This window comes from Streptomyces collinus Tu 365, assembly GCF_000444875.1.
Lineage (GTDB): Bacteria > Actinomycetota > Actinomycetes > Streptomycetales > Streptomycetaceae > Streptomyces > Streptomyces collinus_A.
In genome coordinates this window covers 1,531,145-1,548,628 of record NC_021985.1, presented here as the reverse complement: position 1 = coordinate 1,548,628, position 17,484 = coordinate 1,531,145, and the positions used below count along the sequence as shown (strand labels likewise).

Annotated in this window: 20 protein-coding genes; 13 read left to right on the top strand and 7 right to left on the bottom strand. The window is 73.8% G+C overall.

Annotated features, from left to right (window positions below; genetic code table 11):
* Positions 1 to 4: 4 nt before the first annotated feature.
* The 6 genes from B446_RS06375 to B446_RS06350 all read left to right on the top strand — a co-directional run bounded on the left by B446_RS06375 (position 5) and on the right by B446_RS06350 (position 6,047).
* Entirely contained in the window at positions 5 to 316 is a 312-nt protein-coding gene (locus B446_RS06375) for an urease subunit beta (RefSeq protein ID WP_020938599.1), read from the top strand.
* Positions 309 to 2,030, top strand: coding sequence for an urease subunit alpha (locus tag B446_RS06370; protein ID WP_020938598.1), 1,722 nt, complete (start codon positions 309 to 311; stop codon positions 2,028 to 2,030). Before B446_RS06375 ends, B446_RS06370 begins: the two co-directional genes overlap by 8 nt.
* Entirely contained in the window at positions 2,030 to 2,704 is a 675-nt protein-coding gene (locus B446_RS06365) for an urease accessory protein UreF (RefSeq protein ID WP_020938597.1), read from the top strand. Before B446_RS06370 ends, B446_RS06365 begins: the two co-directional genes overlap by 1 nt.
* A gap of 179 nt (positions 2,705 to 2,883) precedes the next feature.
* A complete protein-coding gene (gene ureG, locus B446_RS06360) occupies positions 2,884 to 3,561 on the top strand; it encodes an urease accessory protein UreG (protein WP_020938596.1) in 678 nt (225 codons plus the stop codon).
* Entirely contained in the window at positions 3,558 to 4,337 is a 780-nt protein-coding gene (locus tag B446_RS06355; RefSeq protein WP_043477788.1) for an urease accessory protein UreD, read from the top strand. The genes ureG and B446_RS06355 overlap by 4 nt, the downstream gene beginning before the upstream one ends.
* Before the next feature lie 114 nt (positions 4,338 to 4,451).
* The gene (locus B446_RS06350) at positions 4,452 to 6,047 is read left to right on the top strand and encodes an alpha/beta hydrolase (RefSeq protein WP_020938594.1); all 1,596 of its coding nucleotides are present in this window, start codon (positions 4,452 to 4,454) and stop codon (positions 6,045 to 6,047) included.
* Positions 6,048 to 6,098: 51 nt separating this feature from the next.
* Here B446_RS06350 and B446_RS06345 read toward each other — a convergent pair whose 3' ends face one another.
* Together B446_RS06345 and B446_RS06340 are read right to left on the bottom strand one after the other, a co-directional pair.
* Positions 6,099 to 7,127 (bottom strand): NAD-dependent epimerase/dehydratase family protein, encoded by a 1,029-nt coding sequence (locus B446_RS06345; protein ID WP_234967462.1) that lies wholly within the window; start codon positions 7,125 to 7,127, stop codon positions 6,099 to 6,101.
* Between the two features lie 74 nt (positions 7,128 to 7,201).
* Positions 7,202 to 7,930 (bottom strand): lysophospholipid acyltransferase family protein, encoded by a 729-nt coding sequence (locus B446_RS06340; protein ID WP_020938592.1) that lies wholly within the window; start codon positions 7,928 to 7,930, stop codon positions 7,202 to 7,204.
* A gap of 349 nt (positions 7,931 to 8,279) precedes the next feature.
* Between B446_RS06340 and B446_RS06335 the strand changes: the two genes are divergently transcribed.
* From B446_RS06335 to B446_RS06325, 3 genes are all read left to right on the top strand, one after another.
* Positions 8,280 to 9,509 (top strand): sensor histidine kinase, encoded by a 1,230-nt coding sequence (locus B446_RS06335; RefSeq protein ID WP_078614650.1) that lies wholly within the window; start codon positions 8,280 to 8,282, stop codon positions 9,507 to 9,509.
* On the top strand, positions 9,506 to 10,210 hold the full coding sequence (locus tag B446_RS06330; protein ID WP_020938590.1) for a response regulator transcription factor: 705 nt from the start codon (positions 9,506 to 9,508) through the stop codon (positions 10,208 to 10,210). The genes B446_RS06335 and B446_RS06330 overlap by 4 nt, the downstream gene beginning before the upstream one ends.
* Before the next feature lie 153 nt (positions 10,211 to 10,363).
* Positions 10,364 to 10,684, top strand: a complete 321-nt coding sequence (locus tag B446_RS06325) for a zf-HC2 domain-containing protein (protein WP_020938589.1) — start codon at positions 10,364 to 10,366, stop codon at positions 10,682 to 10,684.
* Between the two features lie 16 nt (positions 10,685 to 10,700).
* Here B446_RS06325 and B446_RS06320 read toward each other — a convergent pair whose 3' ends face one another.
* The gene (locus tag B446_RS06320; RefSeq protein ID WP_020938588.1) at positions 10,701 to 11,291 is read right to left on the bottom strand and encodes a DUF4396 domain-containing protein; all 591 of its coding nucleotides are present in this window, start codon (positions 11,289 to 11,291) and stop codon (positions 10,701 to 10,703) included.
* A 154-nt stretch (positions 11,292 to 11,445) separates the two neighbouring features.
* On the opposite strand from B446_RS06320, the gene B446_RS36040 reads away from it, so the two are divergent.
* From B446_RS36040 to B446_RS06300, 4 genes are all read left to right on the top strand, one after another.
* Positions 11,446 to 12,633: a hypothetical protein gene (locus tag B446_RS36040; RefSeq protein WP_020938587.1), complete on the top strand. Its 1,188-nt coding sequence runs from the start codon at positions 11,446 to 11,448 to the stop codon at positions 12,631 to 12,633.
* A gap of 5 nt (positions 12,634 to 12,638) precedes the next feature.
* Positions 12,639 to 13,124 carry an RDD family protein gene (locus B446_RS06310; RefSeq protein ID WP_052352251.1) on the top strand — a complete coding sequence of 162 codons (486 nt, stop codon included), beginning with the start codon at positions 12,639 to 12,641 and terminating at the stop codon, positions 13,122 to 13,124.
* A 163-nt stretch (positions 13,125 to 13,287) separates the two neighbouring features.
* The gene (locus tag B446_RS06305; RefSeq protein WP_020938585.1) at positions 13,288 to 13,689 is read left to right on the top strand and encodes a DUF6153 family protein; all 402 of its coding nucleotides are present in this window, start codon (positions 13,288 to 13,290) and stop codon (positions 13,687 to 13,689) included.
* A 76-nt stretch (positions 13,690 to 13,765) separates the two neighbouring features.
* Positions 13,766 to 14,467: a DUF305 domain-containing protein gene (locus tag B446_RS06300; RefSeq protein ID WP_020938584.1), complete on the top strand. Its 702-nt coding sequence runs from the start codon at positions 13,766 to 13,768 to the stop codon at positions 14,465 to 14,467.
* A 102-nt stretch (positions 14,468 to 14,569) separates the two neighbouring features.
* Here B446_RS06300 and rocD read toward each other — a convergent pair whose 3' ends face one another.
* The 4 genes from rocD to B446_RS06280 all read right to left on the bottom strand — a co-directional run bounded on the left by rocD (position 14,570) and on the right by B446_RS06280 (position 17,474).
* Positions 14,570 to 15,796, bottom strand: a complete 1,227-nt coding sequence (gene rocD, locus B446_RS06295; RefSeq protein WP_020938583.1) for an ornithine--oxo-acid transaminase — start codon at positions 15,794 to 15,796, stop codon at positions 14,570 to 14,572.
* Positions 15,796 to 16,605, bottom strand: a complete 810-nt coding sequence (gene ddaH, locus B446_RS06290) for a dimethylargininase (RefSeq protein ID WP_020938582.1) — start codon at positions 16,603 to 16,605, stop codon at positions 15,796 to 15,798. The genes rocD and ddaH overlap by 1 nt, the downstream gene beginning before the upstream one ends.
* Before the next feature lie 154 nt (positions 16,606 to 16,759).
* Complete coding sequence (locus tag B446_RS06285) at positions 16,760 to 17,245, bottom strand: Lrp/AsnC family transcriptional regulator (protein WP_020938581.1); 486 nt, start codon at positions 17,243 to 17,245, stop codon at positions 16,760 to 16,762.
* Positions 17,246 to 17,282: 37 nt separating this feature from the next.
* Entirely contained in the window at positions 17,283 to 17,474 is a 192-nt protein-coding gene (locus B446_RS06280) for a hypothetical protein (protein WP_020938580.1), read from the bottom strand.
* Between the last annotated feature and the right edge of the window lie 10 nt (positions 17,475 to 17,484).

Here is a 17,484-nt window from a genome sequence, read left to right as displayed (position 1 = left end):
CGCGATGATTCCCGGAGAAGTCCTCTTCGCCGACGGCCCCGTCGTCTGCAACGCGGGCCGCGAGGTCACCCGCCTGACCGTGCTCAACGCCGCCGACCGGCCCGTCCAGGTCGGTTCCCACTACCACTTCGCCGAGGCCAACCCCGGCCTGGAGTTCGACCGGGACGCCGCGCACGGCAAGCGGCTGAACGTGGCCGCCGGCACCGCCGTGCGCTTCGAGCCCGGCATCCCCGTCGAGGTGGAACTGGTCCCCCTCGCCGGTGCCCGGATCGTGCCCGGACTGCGCGGCCGGGTCGGAGGTGCCCTCGATGCATGAGATCTCCCGCGCGGCCTACGCCGACCTGTTCGGCCCCACCACGGGCGACCGCATCCGGCTCGCCGACACCGACCTGCTGATCGAGATCGAGGAGGACCTCGCCGGCGGTCCCGGACGCGCCGGCGACGAGGCGGTCTTCGGCGGCGGCAAGGTCGTCCGCGAGTCCATGGGCCAGTCCCGCGCCACCCGCGCCGAGGGCACCCCCGACACCGTCGTCACCGGAGTGGTCGTCGTCGACCACTGGGGCGTCGTCAAGGCCGACGTGGGCATCCGCGACGGCCGGATCACCGGCATCGGCAAGGCCGGCAACCCCGACACCATGGACGGCGTCCACCCCGACCTGGTCATCGGCCCCGAGACCGAGATCATCGCGGGCAACGGACGCATCCTCACCGCCGGTGCCATCGACGCGCACGTCCACTTCATCTGCCCCCAGGTCGCCGACGAGGCGCTGGCCTCCGGCATCACCACCCTGGTCGGCGGCGGCACCGGGCCCGCCGAGGGCTCCAAGGCGACCACCGTGACACCCGGCCCCTGGCACCTGGCACGGATGCTGGAGGCGATGGAGGCTTACCCCGTCAACGTCGGCTTCCTCGGCAAGGGCAACACCGTCTCGCACGAGGCGATGCTCTCCCAGATCCGCGGCGGCGCCCTCGGGCTGAAGCTGCACGAGGACTGGGGGTCCACGCCGGCCGTCATCGACGCCGCGCTCACGGTGGCCGACCGGACCGGCATCCAGGTCGCCATCCACACGGACACGCTCAACGAGGCGGGCTTCGTCGGCGACACGCTCGCCGCCATCGCCGGGCGGGGCATCCACTCGTACCACACCGAGGGCGCGGGCGGCGGGCACGCGCCGGACATCATGACCGTGGTCTCCCGGCCCAACGTGCTGCCCAGCTCCACCAACCCGACCCGGCCGTTCACCGTCAACACCGCCGAGGAACACCTCGACATGCTGATGGTGTGCCACCACCTCAACCCCGCCGTCCCCGAGGACCTGGCGTTCGCCGAGTCGCGGATCAGGCCGTCCACGATCGGCGCCGAGGACATCCTGCACGACCTGGGCGCCATCTCCATCATCTCGTCCGACTCCCAGGCCATGGGCCGCGTCGGCGAGGTCGTCCTGCGCACCTGGCAGACCGCGCACGTCATGAAGCGGCGCCGGGGCGCGCTGCCCGGTGACGGGCGCGCGGACAACCACCGGGTGCGGCGCTACGTCGCCAAGTACACGATCAACCCGGCGCTCGCCCAGGGCCTCGCCCACGAGATCGGCTCCGTCGAGACCGGCAAGCTCGCCGACCTGGTGCTGTGGGAGCCCGCGTTCTTCGGGGTCAAACCGCTCCTGGTGATCAAGGGCGGCCAGATCGCGTACGCGCAGATGGGCGACGCCAACGCCTCCATCCCCACCCCGCAGCCCGTCCTGCCCCGGCCGATGTACGGCGCGATCGGCCGGGCCCCGGCCGCCAACTCGGTCAACTTCGTGGCCCCCCTCGCCATCGAGGACGGGCTGCCGGAGCGGCTGCGGCTGGGCAAGCGGTTCGCCGCGATCGAGTCGACCCGCGCCGTGACCAAGGCGGACATGCGGGAGAACGACGCGCTCCCGCAGGTGCGGATCGACCCCGACAGCTTCGCCGTGCACATCGACGGCGAACTGGTCGAGGCGGAGCCGGCCACCGAACTGCCCATGGCCCAGCGCTACTTCCTCTTCTGATGAGCAGGGCAGCACTGCTCGTCCTGGCCGACGGCCGCTTCCCCGCCGGAGGGCACGCGCACTCCGGCGGGGCGGAGGCCGCCGTACGGGCCGGCCGGATCACCCGCGCCGCGGACCTGGAGGACTACTGCCGGGGCCGGCTGCACACCGCGGGACTCGTCGCGGCCGCGCTGGCGGCCGCCGCCGTCCTCGGCGCCGACCCGGCCGACCTGGACGCGGCGGCGGACGCCCGCACCCCCTCGCCCGCGCTGCGGTCCGCCGCGCGCAGGCTCGGGCGGCAGCTGACGCGGGCCGCGCGCTCCTGCTGGCCGTCCGCGGAACTCGATGCCCTGGCGGCGCGGTTCCCGAAGGGGGCGCACCAGCCGGTGGTGCTCGGGCTCACCGCCCGGGCGGCCGGGCTCGGGCCGGACGACGCGGCGTACTGCGCGGCGTACGAGAGCGTGAGCGGGCCCGCGACGGCCACGGTCCGGTTGCTGAGCCTCGACCCGTTCGACGCGACCGGGGTGCTGGCCCGGCTGGCACCCGAGCTGGACCAGGTCGTGGACGCGGCGGTCGAGGCGGCCCGCCGGACCCTCGACGAGGGCACCGACGCGCTGCCGGCCGCCTCCGGACCCCTGACGGAGATCGGCGCCGAATGGCACGCGTCCTGGCCCGTGCGCCTGTTCGCCTCCTAGCCGGACGCCGGGTGGGGCGGGGCGGTACGGCAGCAGGGTCCCGTCCGCCCTCCGGCAGCAGGTCGACGGCCGGTCCGGCAGCCGGGCACCTGCGGTGAACCGTCCCGTTGCCTCCGCCCCGACTCCACCCGGCGCCCCCACGCCCCCTCTGCCCGCCCCCACCCACGATCGGAGCCCCCATGCATCTCGACCACGCCCACCACGGCCCCTCCGCCGTCAGTGCCGATGCCCGTCGTCCGGACGGATCCCGTCGTGCGCTGCGGATCGGGCTAGGCGGGCCCGTCGGGTCCGGCAAGACCGCCACCGTCGCCGCGCTGTGCCGGGCGCTGCGCGACGAGTTGTCCCTGGCCGTCGTCACCAACGACATCTACACCCGCGAGGACGCCGAGTTCCTGCTCCGGGAGGCCGTGCTGCCCCCCGAGCGGATCACTGCCGTGGAGACCGGCGCCTGCCCGCACACCGCGATCCGCGACGACATCTCCGCCAACCTGGAGGCCGTGGAGGACCTGGAGGACGAGGTCGGGCCGCTGGACCTGATCCTCGTCGAGTCCGGCGGCGACAACCTCACCGCCACCTTCTCCAGGGGACTCGTGGACGCGCAGATCTTCGTGATCGACGTCGCCGGCGGCGACGACATCCCGCGCAAGGGCGGCCCCGGCGTCACCACCGCCGACCTGCTGGTCGTCAACAAGACCGACCTCGCACCGTACGTCGGGTCCGACCTCGCCCGGATGGCCGCCGACGCCGAGGCGCAGCGCGCCCAGCTCCCGGTGATCCTGCAGTCGTTGCGCGGCGGTACCGGGGTCGCGGACGTGGCCGCGTGGGTCCGGGGGCGGCTGGCCGCGTGGACCGCATGACGGCCGGGGTCACGGCACACGCGCGGATCGTCGCCCGCGCCGACGGACGCGGCGGTACGGCGCTGCCCGTGCTGGACGGCGACGGCCCGCTGGCCCTGCGCCGCACCCGGGGCACCGGCGACGAGGCCCGGGTGATGGTCGTCGGGGCGATGAGCGGCCCGCTCGGCGGTGACCGGTTCACGCTGGAGGCCCGGGTGGAGCAGGGCGCGCGGCTGTGCGTCGGATCGGCCGCCGCCACTCTCGCGCTGCCCGGCCAGGCCAAGGCAGAGGCACGTTACGACGTACGGCTGGACGTCGCCGACGGCGCGGAACTGCGGTGGACGCCTGAGCAGTTGATCTCGGCCGGGAACAGCGACCTGCGCGTCACCACCCGGGCCGAGGTCGGCTCCGGGGGACGGCTGGTGCTGCGCGAGGAGCAGGTGCTGGGCCGGGCCGGGGAGCAACCGGGACGGCTCACCAGCCGGCTCACGCTGCGGGTGGCGGGCCGGACCGTGCTGGACCAGGAGCTGGCCTGCGGGCCCGGCGCACCGGGCGGCTGGGACGGTCCCGCGGTGCTCGCCGGCCACCGCTCGGTGGGGCAGCTCGTCGTCGTACGGCCGGAGTTCGCCGGCCGGCCGGTCGCCGCGAGGATGCTGGGGGAGTGCGCCGCCCTGGTGCCGCTGCCCGGGCCGGCCGTGCTCGTCAGCGCCCTCGCCCCCGACGCGCTGACACTGCGCCGGCTGCTCGAACGGGCGCTGACCTCCCTCGATCGGGGTAATGAGCCCCATCGGACGTGATCATCCGTTTATCGGATTGGTAAAGATGGTCGACGACCCCTGTTCTCAGGCACCTCACAGCCGGAAGGATCCCCGGCGGACATCAGAAGCGAAGTAGTAGGGGGAGGGGCCCACTTGAGGGACAACAGACCCAAGAGCCGTCTGCTGGCGCTCGGTTCTGCCGGAGCGCTCGTCACCGCGACCCTGATCGCCGGTGCGGTGTCGGCTCCCGCGGCCAGCGCGGACAGCCGCCACGGCCGTGACCGCGAGGCCCGGGGTGCCGAGATCGCCGCCGCCCGCGCCGCCAAGGCCGGGATCGACTGGCAGGACTGCCCCGCCGACTGGGGGTTCGAGAAGCCCATCCAGTGCGGCTGGGTGAGCGTCCCGATCGACTACGCACACCCGTACGGCAAGCAGATCAAGCTCGCCGTGGACCACATCGGCAACACCGGGACGGCGAAGGAGCGCCAGGGCGCCCTCGTCTACAACCCGGGCGGCCCCGGCGGCTCCGGTATGCGCTTCCCGCGCCGGGTCACCACCAAGAACCCCGTCTGGGCGAACGTGGCGAAGGCCTACGACTTCGTGGGCTTCGACCCGCGCGGTGTCGGCCACTCGGCGCCCATCTCCTGCATCGATCCGCAGGAGTTCGTCAAGGCACCCAAGGCCGACCCGGTGCCGGACAGCGAGGCGGACAAGAAGGCGCAGCGCAAGCTGGCCCGCGAGTACGCCGAGGGCTGCGGCGAGCGCAGCGGCGCGATGCTGCCGCACATGACGACGCCCAACACCGCCCGCGACCTCGACGTCATCCGGGCCGCGCTGGGGGAGAAGAAGCTCAACTACCTCGGCGTCTCCTACGGCACCTACCTCGGCGCCGTGTACGGCACGCTCTTCCCGGGCCACCTGCGCCGCATGGTCGTGGACAGCGTGGTCAACCCCGCGCGCGAGAACATCTGGTACCAGGCCAACCTGGGCCAGGACATCGCGTTCGAGGGCCGCTGGAAGGACTGGGAGGACTGGGTCGCCGCGAACGACGCCGCGTTCCACCTCGGCACCACCCGCGCCGCGGTCCAGGCCAAGTGGCTGGAGCTGCGCGCCACCGCCAAGAAGAGCCCCCTCGGCGGGGTCGTCGGCCCGGCCGAGCTGATCTCGTTCTTCCAGAGCGCGCCGTACTACGACTCCTCGTGGGTGCCGGTCGCCAGTGTCTTCAGCAAGTACGTCGCCGGAGACACCCAGGCGCTCGTCGACGCCGCCGCCCCGGACCCGTCGGACACCGCGGGCAACGCCGCGTCGGAGAACAGCAACGCCGTCTACACCGCGGTCGAGTGCGCCGACGCCAAGTGGCCCACCAGCTGGCAGAAGTGGGACCGGGACAACACCCGGCTCAACAAGGACTACCCGTTCATGACCTGGGCCAACGCCTGGATGAACCTGCCTTGTGCCACCTGGCCGGCGAAGCAGCAGAACCCGCTGGACGTCAAGACGCACCACGGCCTTCCGCCGGTGCTGATCGTGCAGTCCACGCGTGACGCGGCCACCCCGTACCAGGGCGCCGTCGAACTGCACCAGCGCTTCAAGGGCTCCCGCCTGATCACCGAGAAGGACGCGGGCTCCCACGGTGTGACCGGTCTGGTCAACCCGTGCATCAACGACCGGGTGGACGCCTACCTGGTCGGCGGCAAGCTGGACACCTCCGACGTGACCTGCGCGCCGCACGCCACGCCCAAGCCGTAACCGTTCGGGTACGGCGACGAGGGGCGGCCGGGCTCTCCGGCCGCCCCTTCGTCACGCGCCCGCCCGCCAGGCGTCCTCGGCCGCGTAGTCGAAGGCGTCCGGATAGGCCCGGGCCATCAGCGGGAAGCACTCCCGCCAGTCCCGGCCGCGCACCACGCCGGTCAGCCACTCGACGGTCGCCGGCAGGCTCTCCTCGTACGTCACCACGGGCCGGTAGCCCAGCTCCCGCTCGGCGGCGGACATGTCGCAGACGAGCGGATGTGGCACCGACCACGGGCTCGCGCCCACGGTCCCGCCCGGCGGCGGCCCGTCCACGAGCGTGGTCCGCGTCCGCGCGCCCATGACGGCGTCGACGGCCGCACCGATGCCGGCCGCCGACGGCGCCTCCGGGTCGACGGCGTTGAGCACCCGGGACCCGGGCCGGGCCGCGGCCAGCCGGACCAGTTCGGCGATGTTCAGCGCGCTCGACGGATGGAACCGGCTCTCCCCGCGATGGGCGAGCACCCGCTCGTCCCGCCCGTCGAGGTTCCGCTTCACGAAGTACAGTTCGCGCGGCAGCGGGCTGTACGGCCCGTGCACGGCCCCCGCCCGCAGCAGGGTCGCCGGCAACGCGTCACCCGCCGCGAGGAGTTCGCGCTCCAGGGCGGCCTTGCGGGCGCTGTAGGTCGCCTCGCCCAGCGCCACGGTCGGCTGACTCTCCGTCACCGGGACCGGGTAGACGGGAAAGCCGTCCGGCTCGTCCTGGGTGTCGAAGCCCCGCCCCTCGCCGTCCTCGTAGACGCTCACGCTGGAGAGCACCACCGCCGAGCCGATCCGGCCCGTCAGGGCGGTGAGCTGGCGGGCGTGGCCGGCGTCGTACGCGACCACGTCGACCACCAGGTCGCAGCCGTCGCCCACCACGGCCGCGAGCGCCGCGTCGTCCGAGCGGTCCAGTCGGACCGCGCGCACCCCCGCGTCCCACGACGCGTCCCGGCCGCCGCCCCGCGACGCGGCCGTCACCTCCCAGCCGTCCCGTACCAGCGCGTCCACCACCGGACGGCCGATCTGCCCGCTCGCCCCGATCACCACAGCACGTCTCATGAGGCGACCCTAGGCAGGCCCGGCGCCCGAGCCGGAGATCTTCTGCCGACGGCAGAGTCCGGGCCGGGCTCAGCTCAGCGGCGCCCGCGGAACCCGCGTTCCCTCCTCCTCTCCGCCTTCTTCTCCGCCGCCTGCTCGGCCTTGGCGACGGCCGCGTACTGGTCGACGTACTCCTGCTCGGACAGCGAGAGGATGGCGTACATGATCTCGTCCGTGACGGCCCGCAGGACGGCCTTCTCGTTCTCCATGCCGTCGTAGCGGGAGAAGTCCAGCGGCGTGCCGAAGCGGATGGCGACGGGGTGGATGTGCGGGATGACCTTGCCGGGCGGCTGCGCCTCGAAGGTGCCGATCATTGCGCAGGGCACCACCGGCACCCGGGCCTTCAGCGCCATCACGGCGACCCCGACCTTGCCCTTGTACAGCCGCCCGTCGTGGGACCGGGTCCCCTCCGGGTAGATGCCCAGCAGTTCGTCCTTGGCGAGCACGCCGAGCCCCTCGCGGATCGCGGCCTGCCCCGCCTCCTTGCCGGACCGGTCCACCGGGATCTGCCCCGCACTGCGGAAGAAGAACGCGGTGAGGCGCCCTTTGACGCCCGGCCCGGTGAAGTACTCCGCCTTGGCGAGGAAGGTGATGCGCCGCTTGAGGATCGCCGGCATCAGGAAGTGGTCGGAGAAGGACAGGTGGTTCCCGGCGACGATCGCGGCCCCCGACGCCGGCACGTTGTCCAGCCCCTCGATCCGGGGGCGGAAGACCAGTCTCAGCAGGGGGCCCAGCAGGACGTACTTGAGCAGGTAGTAGAACAAGGAGTCGCTCCTCACTCTGGCGGGTCGCCTCGACCGCCGCGTTCTCGCACGTCAACCGGCTGCTGCAGGGGTGTCAGTGTAAGGGCAGGGGCGGGCGCGGGGAACGCGTCCGGCGTCCTCCGGCTACCCGTCCTGACAGGCCGTCCGCTCGAACTCGGCCAGGGAGGCGGTGACCCCCGACGCGTCACCGTCGGCCGTGACGCGGTCGTGGCGGACCCGCCCGGGGGTGAGGCGGTCGCGGCCCTGTGGCCGCTGGCCGTGGAAGCGGGGACGACGGCCCGTCACCCGAAGGGCCCAGGGAGGCGGCGGCCGCGCGGCAGGGGGCGGCCCGCGTCCTTACGGTGGTGCCATGGCGGCGATCGGCGGTGGCGGGAACGGACGGTGGCTGACGAGCGGGATGCGCAACGCGCTGGGGGCGACCGGACTGTTCGTGCTGTCGGTCGTGGCCGCGTCCATAGTCCCGCACGAGCACCGCTTCTCGCTGCGCTGGCCCGCCCTGCTGCTCGCCGCGCTCGGCTGCTTCGCCCTGCTCTGGCGCCGCAGGCACCCCTTCACCGTGGCGGCGGTGGCGGTCGCCTGCGGGGTCGGGTTCCAGCTCCTCGGATTCCGCGAGAGCCCGCTGGTGACCAGCCCCATCATCGTGTCCGTCTACACGGTCGCGGCCCGCACCGACCGGCGGACCGCCTGGACCATGGCCGCGGCCTCGGCCGCCCTGCTGGTCGGGGCGGACGTCCTGCACGCGCCGGACTCCTGGCTCGAGCCGGACAACGCCGCCCTGCTGGCCTGGACCGCCCTGCCGGCGGCGGTGGGGGACGGGGTGCGCTCGCGCCGCGCCTACGTGGCGGCCGTGGAGGAACGGGCCGAGCACGCCGAGCGGACCCGGGAGCAGGAGGCCCGGCAGCGGGTGGCGGCCGAACGGGTGCGCATCGCGCGCGAACTGCACGACGTCGTCGCCCACCACATCGCGCTGATCAACGCGCAGGCCGGTGTCGCCGTCCACCTGGGGGAGCGGCGCCCCGGCCAGATACTCGCCGCGCTGACGGACATCCAGGAGACCAGCCGCTCCGCCCTCGACGAACTGCGCGTCACCGTGGGTCTGTTGCGGCAGTCCGACGATCCCGAGGCACCGCGCGACCCGATCCCCGGCCTGGCCGAGGTGCCGGCCCTGCTGGCCTCCTTCGAGCGGGCGGGGCTCGCCGTACGGCAGACCCGCGACGGCGTCGTGGAGCCCCTGGCACCGGCGGTGGACCTGGCCGCCTACCGCATCGTGCAGGAGGCCCTGACCAACGTGCGCAAGCACGCGGCGGCCGACCACGCCCGCCTGTTCCTGCACTACCGCCCGCAGTGGCTGACCATCACGGTCGAGGACGACGGGCGGGCCGGGCCGCACGAGCCTCGCGCGGGGACCGGCCACGGGCTCATCGGCATGCGTGAGCGTGCGGCCAGCGTGGGCGGCCGGCTCACCGCGCGGGCGCGGCCCGAGGGCGGCTTCACCGTGACCGCGGAACTGCCGCTGCGACCGGGCTCGGCGACCGGCGAGCCGGTGCCGGACGGACTGCTGGAGGAGAGACGGGCGTGACGATCCGGGTACTGCTGGCCGACGACCAGGCACTGCTGCGCGGCACCTTCAGGATGCTGTTCGACTCCGCCGACGACATGGAGACGGTGGGGGAGGCGTCGAACGGCAGGGAGGCCGTGGAGCTGGCCGCGGCCGAGCGGCCCGACGTGGTCCTCATGGACATCCGGATGCCGGAGCTCGACGGTCTGGACGCCACGCGTCTGATCAGCGAGACCGACGATCTCGCGGCGGTGAAGGTGCTCATCCTGACCACCTTCGAGAACGACGAGTACGTCGCCCAGGCGCTGCGCGCGGGCGCGAGCGGGTTCCTCGGCAAGGGCGCGCGGCCCGAGGAGCTGCTCGACGCCGTCCGCACGGTCGCGGCCGGCGAGGCGTTGCTGTCGCCCGGGGCCACCCGGGCGCTGATCACACGCTTCCTGGCCCAGCCGGAGCCCTGCACGACCGTGGTGCACGAGCGGCTGGAGTGCCTGACCCCCCGCGAGCGGGACGTGACCCGGCTGGTCGCCCTCGGGCAGTCGAACGAAGAGATCGCCGAACGCCTGTTCGTCAGCCCGCTGACCGCGAAGACGCACGTCAACCGGGCCATGACCAAGCTGGCCGCCCGCGACCGGGCCCAGCTCGTCGTCATCGCGTACCAGTGCGGACTGGTCAGCACGACGACGGAGCCCGCCGGCTACTGCGCCCGCAGTACCCAGGACTGACTGCGCCGGGACGACGCGCCGAGGGGTGCTCCTGGGCGAGTCTGGAGGCACGACGCAGGGGACTGGTCCGGGCCGGTATCGCCGGACCCCCCCGAAACCCCTTCCGGCGTGTCACAGCACGCCTCGCGTCGTACCACGGAGAGGAGTCGCCCCATGTCCGCTTCCGTCGAGGACTGCCGCGCGTACCGCGACCTGCTGGCCGGTCACGCCCTGAAGCTGCTGACGCCCCTGGAGGCCGCGGCCGTGGTCCCGCACCTGGCGGTCTGCGCCGCGTGCCGCGACGAGTACGACTGCCTCGCCGCCGTGGCCGGCCACCTGGCCACCCTGCGCGAGGCCCTGACCGACGACGGCTCCGAGCGGCGGCCGCGCCATCGCCCGGAGCGCCGATGCCGCCGCGACGGCTCGGCCCGCAAGACCCTGGCCGGCTCGCTCACGCTGTCCCAGTGGGTGGACCGCATGGCGTACGTGAGGTGACCGCACGGACCGTACGTCAGTGGTACGCGTGCACCACCGCGTGCCCCATGCCGCGGCCGATCATCCACCGGTTCACCGGCGTCGTCAGCGCGAAGGCCAGGACCAGGGACACCGCGAGCGAGATCCAGAACAGCGCCTGCGACAGGCCCGCGTCCATGGCGCCGGGGACGCCCACCATCACCGTGTTGTCGATCAGCTCCATCACCGCGATCGACATCGTGTCCGCGGCCAGCGCGACCTTCAGCGCCTGCCGCACGGGGAGTCCGGCGCGCAGGACGCCCCGCATCGTGAGCGCGTAGCCGAAGACGAAGGCCAGGGCGATCGAGACGACGACGGTGCCCGCGTTGCCCAGCCCGGCCGCCGTGCCGACGACCATGCCCAGCACCTCGCCGATGGCGCAACCGGTCAGGCAGTGCAGCGTCGCCTGGGCGGCCGTGCGCCAGGAGGTGCCGGCGGAGTGCTGGTGGTGTACGTGCGGGTGCTCGTGCTGCGCGTCCTGTTCGCGGCGCCCGTGCCCGCGGGGTCCAAGCTCCTCGTGGCTCTCGTGGCTCTCGTGGCTCTCGTGGTTTTCGTGCCTCTCGTGGTGCCTGTGCTCACTGTGATCCATCGTCGGCCTCCCCGTGTCGGTGTGGTTCACCAGACGCCAACAGTATACCCCTGGGGGGTATTCCAGAAGGTGGCCACGGGTGGGTGAGGACGGGTGGGGAGATCACCCACGGCGGGTGAGGGCAGCCGGGGGCCCGGTGTGGTCCGATGCCGGTGTGAGCAGCACCGCGGGCGACCCGCCCCTCTCGTCCCCGGCCGGTGGAACGGGCGGCGACGCCCTGGCCCGGCCCCTGGTCACCGGTGTCACCCGGCTGGTCGTGGGCCTCGCCGACATCGCCGCGCAGACGGTGGCCGCCGCGCGCCCCCGCTATCGGCGTCCGGGCCGGCCGGGGCCGCTCGGCGACGCCGTGCTCGGCCTCGCCCTCGAAGTGCAGCGCCGCTCGGTGTCCGCGGTCGCGGACACGGCCGACCGGGCCGGGAACTGGGCGCGCGCCACGACGCGGCTGCTCGTGCCCCCGACCGTGCTGCACGCGGTGGACCGCAGGGTCGCCCACTGGAGCGCGCGGGGGGCCGCGGAACGGGAGCGGGCCCGGAACGAGGCGCGACCGCTCGCGCGTGCCGTGGTCAGAGCCCTGACGGCGGCGGTCGTCGACGAGATCGACCTGGACGCGGTGACCGACCGGCTGGACGTCGACCGGATCGCCCGCCGCATCGACCTCGACGCCGTCCTGTCCCGCCTCGACCTGGACGCGGTGCTCGCCCGGGTCGACGTCGACGCCCTCCTCGCCCGGGTCGACGTCGACACCCTCCTGTCCCGCGTGGACCTGGACGCGGTGGCCGGCCGGCTGGACGTGGACCGCGTCGCCGGGCGGATCGACCCGGACGCCCTGCTGTCCCGCCTCGACCTGGACGCGGTGCTCGCCCGGATCGACCTGGACGCGGCCCTGGCCCGGGTCGACCTCGACGCCCTCCTGGCCCGGGTCGATCTCGACGCCGTGATCGGCCACGTCGACGTCGACGGCGTGATCGACCGCGTCGACGTGGACGCCGTCGTCGACCGTGTCGACCTCGACGCCGTGGCCGACCGGCTGGACGTCGACCGGGTCGCCCGGCGGCTCGACATCGACGCGGTCCTCGCCCGGGTGGACCTGCTGACGTACACCGAGCGGGTCCTGGAGGACCTGGACGTCGGGCGGATCGTCCGGGACACCGGGGGCAGCATCACGGCGGAGACGCTGGACACGTTCCGTGAACAGAACGCCCGTGCCGACCGGTTCGTGGACCGGATCGCCGAGCGGCTGCTGCACCGCGGCGGCCCGGACGGGGACGGGGCGGGACCCGAGTCCCGGCCACCGCCCGGCGGGCGGCCCGGTGACCCGGGCGGCGGAGCGGAGGCCCCGTGACCTCGATGGCGCCCGCGCACCACCCGGCGGTCGTCCAGGGACGACCGGCCGGGATCGTCTCGCGGGTGATCGCGGCGGCGGTCGACGTCCTCGTGGTCCTCGCCGTCGTCGCGGCCGTCGAACTCGGCTGGGCGGCGCTCGGCCATCTGCTCCTCGGCCCGCCCGGCGGGTACCCCGACCTGGGTTTCGGAGGCGGCGCGATCCTCGGCTCCGCCGTCGCGCTCGTCTACCTGGCGGGCAGCTGGGGCACCGCCGGGCGCACCGCCGGCGACCATCTGATGGGCCTGCGGGTCACCCGCAGGTCCGGGGCGCGGCTCGGACCGGTCGCCGCCGTGCTGCGGGCGCTGCTGTATCTGGTCTTCCCGCTGGGCCTGCTGTGGATCCCGGTCAGCCGGCGCCGGGCGTCCGTCCAGGACCTCGTGGTGGACAGCACCGTGGTGCACGACTGGTACGGGCGCTCCCGGACCTCCGCACACCCTCCGCGTGGCTGATGCCCGCGGCTGATCCGGCCGCCCCGGCGCCCGCCACGGGGAGGATCCGCGGTGCCCGGGTGGAGCGACCGGAGCCGGGCGAAGGCGCTCCACGCCGCCTGGACGACAGCGTCGCGGCGGGTCCCCGTGAGCCCGGCCGCCGCCGCCTCGTAGGATGTCCCCGATGCGCAGCACCGGACAGCAGCCCCCGCGACCGCCCCGGCGGCCGTGGCGTGCGCTGCTCGTCCTCGCGGTACTGGCCGGCCTGTTCGGCATGCACGCGCTGGCCCCCGGCGGCGGCACCGCCCACGCCGCGCACGCCGGCTCCCCGCACCAGGGGACCGTGCTCACCGCCCAGGACGACTGCCCCGGAGGCGACGGCCACTGCGGGGACCACCGTCCCCACCACGCCGATCCCACCTGCGCGTCCGGCGCGGTCACCGGCGCACCCCAGCCGCCCGTGCTCGTCCCCGACCCGCTGGCCGACCCGGTGCCGGCCGGTGCACCGCGAACCTGCACGGCGGGCGCACCCGACGGCGCCCGCGCGCCACCCTCCCTGGCGGAACTCCAACTCCTGCGGATCTAGAGGCCCGACGGCCGCACGGCGTGCGGCCGTGCTCCCACGCGTGCCCGAAGATCCCTACCTTCAGCAGGAGTTCAGCATGACCGTCCGTACCCTGACACGCCGCACCGCCCTCGCCGTGGTGGCCGGCGCCGCGTCCCTCGTCCTCGCCGCCTGCGGCGCCGACGGCGGCGACGCGGGAGCCCACGCGGCCCACGGCGGGTCCGCCGCCACCGGCGCGCCCGGCGCCGCGACCCACAACGCCCAGGACGTGGCCTTCGCGCAGGGCATGATCCCGCACCACCGGCAGGCCCTGGAGATGGCACGCCTCGCCGCCGGCCGGGCCTCCTCGCCCGAGGTGAAGGACCTGGCCGCGCGCATCGAGAAGGCACAGGCCCCGGAGATCCGCACCATGACCGGCTGGCTGAAGGGCTGGCACGAGCAGGTCCCCGCGGCCGGCACCGACCACGCCGGCCACACGGGCCGGGACGGCATGGCCGGCATGCCCGGCATGGACCACGCGAACCACGGCGGCGCGACCGGCACGCCCGGTGCGGCCCGCATGCCCGGCATGATGGGCGACGACGACATGGCCGCCCTGAGGAAGGCCACCGGCAGGGACTTCGACACCCGGTTCCTGTCCCTGATGGTCGAACACCACCAGGGCGCCGTCGCGATGGCGGCCACCGAGCGCGGCAAGGGCGCGTACGGCCCCGCCAAGCGCGCGGCGGCCGCCATCGCGACCGCTCAGAGCGCCGAGATCGCGGAGATGAAGAGGCTGCTCGGCGAGAGCGCGGGCTGAGCGACGACGGGCTGAGCGGCGACACAACGGGCGGGGCCCGGCCGGTCACCGGCCGGGCCCCGCCCCCGTCTCACCCCTGTCTCATCCCGTCTTGTCCCCGTCTCAGCTGCCCTCGGTGAGCACCTTCTCCAGCGCGCCGAGCGCGGAGCGCAGCTCGTCGGCCGAGATGGTCAGCGGGGGCGCCAGCCGGATCGTGGAGCCGTGCGTGTCCTTGACCAGCACGCCCTCCCGCATCAGGCGCTCGCTGATCTCCCGGCCCGTGCCGAGCGCCGGGTCGACGTCGACACCCGCCCACAGGCCACGCGAGCGGAAGCCGGTCACACCCTTGCCGACCAGCTCGGTCAGGCCGCCGCGCAGCACGAGTCCGAGCTCGGCCGCCCGGCGCTGGAACTCCCCGGTCTCCAGCAGCTCGACCACCGCCGTGCCGACCGCCGCGGCGAGCGGGTTGCCGCCGAAGGTGGAGCCGTGCTCGCCCGGGTGCAGCACACCGAGCACCTCGCGCCGGGCCACCACCGCCGACACCGGCACGATGCCGCCGCCGAGCGCCTTGCCGAGCAGCAGCACGTCCGGGACGACGTCCTCGTGCTCGACGGCGAGCGTGCGGCCGGTGCGGCCGAGACCGGACTGGATCTCGTCCGCGACGAACAGACAGCCCTTGCGGCGGGTCAGCTCGCGCACCCCCGCCAGATAGCCCTCGTCCGGGATGATCACCCCGGCCTCGCCCTGGATGGGCTCCAGCAGCACCGCGGCGGTCGTCTCGTCGACCGCCGCCTCCAGCGCGGCCAGGTCGTTGTACGGCACGACCCGGAACCCCGGTGTGAAGGGGCCGAAGCCCGCCCGGGCCTGCTCGTCGGTGGAGAAGCTGACGATGGTCGTCGTACGGCCGTGGAAGTTCCCCGCCGCCACCACGATCGTGGCCCGGTCGGCGGGGACGCCCTTCACGTCGTACGCCCACTTGCGGGCCACCTTGACGCCGCTCTCCACCGCCTCGGCGCCGGTGTTCATCGGCAACACCATGTCGAGGCCGGTGAGCGCGGCGAGCCGCTCGGCGAACCCGGCGAGCCGGTCGTTGTGGAAGGCCCGCGAGGTCAGCGTCAGCAGGTCCAGCTGGCGGTGCGCGGCCTCGATCAGCGCGGGGTGCCGGTGACCGAAGTTCAGCGCCGAGTAGCCCGCCAGCATGTCCAGGTAGCGGCGGCCCTCGACGTCCTCGACCCAGGACCCCTCGGCCCGGGCGACGACCACGGGCAGCGGGTGGTAGTTGTGCGCGAGGACCGGCTCCTCCGCCCGGATGAGGTCGTCGGACGTACGCGTGCGCGCGGGTGCGGTCATCAGCGGATCTCCTGGGTGCAGCACTTGATGCCACCGCCGGCCTTGTGGAACTCCGACAGGTCGACGGGGACGGGGACGTAACCATGGTCGGCCAGGCGCCCGGACAGCGCCTCGGCCTGGGGCGCGATGAACACGTGCCGGCCGTCGGACACGGAGTTCAGGCCGAACGCCATCGCGTCGTCGCGGGTGGCGAGCACCGCGTCCGGGAACAGGCGCCGCAGCACCTCCCGGCTGCCCGGCGAGAACGCCTCCGGGTAGTAGACGATGTTGTCCTCGTCGAGGACGAACAGGGCCGTGTCCAGGTGGTAGAAGTACGGGTCCACCAGGGTCAGGCCGATCACCGGGTGCCCCAGGAACTCCTGCGCCTCCCGGTGCGCCTCCCGGGTGGTGCGGAACCCGGTGCCGGCCAGCACGTACCGACCGGTCCACACCAGGTCGCCCTCGCCCTCGGTGACCGACTCGGGGCGGTGGACGGCGTACCCGGCCGCCTTGAACCAGGTGTCGTAGTGCAGCGACTCGGGGCGCCGCTCCGGGGCGTGGAACAGGGAGCCGAAGACCCGGCCGCCGACCACGAAGGCCGCGTTGGCGGAGAAGACCATGTCGGGCAGGCCCGGCACCGGCTCCACCGAGTCCACGGTGTGGCCGTGGGCCCGGTAGGTGCGGATCAGGTCCTGCCACTGCTCACGGGCGAGGTCGACGTCGACCGGCCGGTCGGGGTGCATCCAGGGATTGATCGCGTACTGCACGGCGAAGTGTCTGGGTTCGCAGACGAGGAAGCGCCGACTGCGCGGCACACGGCTTTCGGCCACAGAGTGTTCCCTCCGCTTTCCTGAGTGTCACTGAGGCGTGACACCACGGTAGAAACGGAGGGACACGCGGGACAAGAAAGGAAAGCTGCGCGGATACGCAGCATCATTGCGTACTTCTTCCGCACGACGCACGACTTCTGCGTTTGGACGCGGGCTACTCCGGTGCCGCATGGGTGGCGCCGGCTTCCGGGCTTTCCGGGAGAAGGTGGGACAGCACCATCACGCTGATCGTCTTCCGGATGAAGGGCTCGACGCGGATCCGCTCCAGCACCTCCTCGAAGTGCTCCACGTCCCGCGCCCGCACGTGCAGCAGCGCGTCCGCGCCCCCGGTGACCGTCATGGCCGCCGTGATCTCCGGGTGGTTGCGCACCACCTCGGCCAGCCGCCGGGGCGGGGCCGCGCCCTCGCAGTACACCTCGACGTACGCCTCCGTGCGCCAGCCGAGCGCGGAGGGCCGCACGGTCGCCGTGAACCCGGTGATGACACCGGTCTCCCGCAGCCGGTCCACGCGACGTTTGACCGCGGTGGACGACAGCCCGATCGTCGCGCCGATCTCGGCGAAGCTGCTCCTGGCGTTCGCCATCAGGGCGGTGACGATTCTGCGGTCGAGATCGTCGAAGGGCGCGGTCCTGCTGTTCATGCGGGCACTGTAATCAGCCGCGCCCGGGAACACGCCGCTACGGCTGGGTGACGATCATGGCGAGTGTCAGCAGCCCCAGCACCACCCAGCCGAACCACAGCCAGCCGTTGCTGCCGAGGGCGACGGTGTAGGCCGTGACGAGGACCAGCCCGCCGACGGTCATCGCCCCCATCGCCTTGGTGGCGCCGCTGGTGGAACCGGACGGGGAACCGGGCAGGGAACCGGGCATGGCGACACCC

Excerpts from the sequence above, each read along its gene's own strand:
- B446_RS06375 (WP_020938599.1), top strand. The coding sequence starts at position 5 with ATGATTCCCGGAGAAGTCCTCTTCGCCGACGGCCCCGTCGTCTGCAAC.
- B446_RS06370 (WP_020938598.1), top strand. The coding sequence starts at position 309 with ATGCATGAGATCTCCCGCGCGGCCTACGCCGACCTGTTCGGCCCCACC.
- B446_RS06365 (WP_020938597.1), top strand. The coding sequence starts at position 2,030 with ATGAGCAGGGCAGCACTGCTCGTCCTGGCCGACGGCCGCTTCCCCGCC.
- ureG (WP_020938596.1), top strand. The coding sequence starts at position 2,884 with ATGCATCTCGACCACGCCCACCACGGCCCCTCCGCCGTCAGTGCCGAT.
- B446_RS06355 (WP_043477788.1), top strand. The coding sequence starts at position 3,558 with ATGACGGCCGGGGTCACGGCACACGCGCGGATCGTCGCCCGCGCCGAC.
- B446_RS06345 (WP_234967462.1), bottom strand. The coding sequence starts at position 7,127 with ATGAGACGTGCTGTGGTGATCGGGGCGAGCGGGCAGATCGGCCGTCCG.
- B446_RS06335 (WP_078614650.1), top strand. The coding sequence starts at position 8,280 with ATGGCGGCGATCGGCGGTGGCGGGAACGGACGGTGGCTGACGAGCGGG.
- B446_RS06325 (WP_020938589.1), top strand. The coding sequence starts at position 10,364 with ATGTCCGCTTCCGTCGAGGACTGCCGCGCGTACCGCGACCTGCTGGCC.
- B446_RS06320 (WP_020938588.1), bottom strand. The coding sequence starts at position 11,291 with ATGGATCACAGTGAGCACAGGCACCACGAGAGGCACGAAAACCACGAG.
- B446_RS06310 (WP_052352251.1), top strand. The coding sequence starts at position 12,639 with ATGGCGCCCGCGCACCACCCGGCGGTCGTCCAGGGACGACCGGCCGGG.
- B446_RS06305 (WP_020938585.1), top strand. The coding sequence starts at position 13,288 with ATGCGCAGCACCGGACAGCAGCCCCCGCGACCGCCCCGGCGGCCGTGG.
- B446_RS06300 (WP_020938584.1), top strand. The coding sequence starts at position 13,766 with ATGACCGTCCGTACCCTGACACGCCGCACCGCCCTCGCCGTGGTGGCC.
- rocD (WP_020938583.1), bottom strand. The coding sequence starts at position 15,796 with ATGACCGCACCCGCGCGCACGCGTACGTCCGACGACCTCATCCGGGCG.
- B446_RS06285 (WP_020938581.1), bottom strand. The coding sequence starts at position 17,245 with ATGAACAGCAGGACCGCGCCCTTCGACGATCTCGACCGCAGAATCGTC.
- B446_RS06280 (WP_020938580.1), bottom strand. The coding sequence starts at position 17,474 with ATGCCCGGTTCCCTGCCCGGTTCCCCGTCCGGTTCCACCAGCGGCGCC.